Genomic DNA, 934 nt, shown 5'->3' on the forward strand with positions numbered 1-934 from the left:
TATTAAAAAAGGCCGCCGCGTACTTTGCAAAAGTGTCGCAGTAAAGTACGCATTCATTCGCGAACATCATCGGCAGTACTCGATATACCGTATGTGTCACGTGATGAATGTGCATCCCAGTGGGTTTTATGCATGGAAGAATGCGCCCCAATCCAATAGGCAGCGTGAGGATGAGCGGATGACTGGGCTGATCAAGCAATTCTGGCTAGAGAGTGGTGGCGTGTATGGCTATCGTAAGATCACGCAGGATTTACGAGATATAGGCGAGCGCTGCGGCAAACATCGCATCTATCGATTGATGAAGCAGGAAGGCTTGCGCTCGCAGACGGGTTATCGGCGCCGACCAGGAGGCCGCTATAGCAGGCCATCTATTGCAGTCCCTAATCACGTTGCCCAGCAATTCGACGTCATGGAGCCGAATAAGATATGGGTCACAGATATTACCTATATTCGCACGCATGAAGGATGGTTGTATCTGGCAGTCGTCTTGGATTTATTCTCCCGACAAGTGATTGGTTGGTCTATGCAACCGAGGATGGAGAGTGAACTCGCAATTAATGCACTTCTCATGGCTGTGTGGCGTAGGCAACCTGCACAAGGGGTTGTGATCCACTCCGATCAGGGTAGTCAATTCAATAGTTACGAGTGGCGTGCCTTCCTGAAGACTCATCACTTATGTGCAAGTCAGAGTCGTCGTGGCAATTGTCATGATAACGCTGTGGCCGAAAGCTTCTTTCAACTATTGAAGCGTGAGCGCATAAGGCGAAAGATCTATTTAACACGCGAAGAGGCAAGGCGGGATGTCTTCGATTACATCGAAATGTTTTACAATCCAAAACGCCGACATGGCTATGCTGATCAACTCGCTCCCGCAGAGTTTGAACGGCGGTATTTCGAGAGGCTCGAAAATATCTAGGCTAGCCGGGTCGATTCA

At 49.4% G+C, this 934-nt stretch carries 1 protein-coding gene; it reads left to right on the forward strand.

Annotated features, from left to right (window positions below; genetic code table 11):
* On the forward strand, positions 1-916 hold a 916-nt coding region (locus tag INP78_RS14505; RefSeq protein WP_194742914.1), incomplete at its 5' end, for an IS3 family transposase.
* Between the last annotated feature and the right edge of the window lie 18 nt (positions 917-934).

Origin of the sequence: Methylophilus sp. 14, from assembly GCF_015354345.1 — a bacterium.
Lineage (GTDB): Bacteria > Pseudomonadota > Gammaproteobacteria > Burkholderiales > Methylophilaceae > Methylophilus.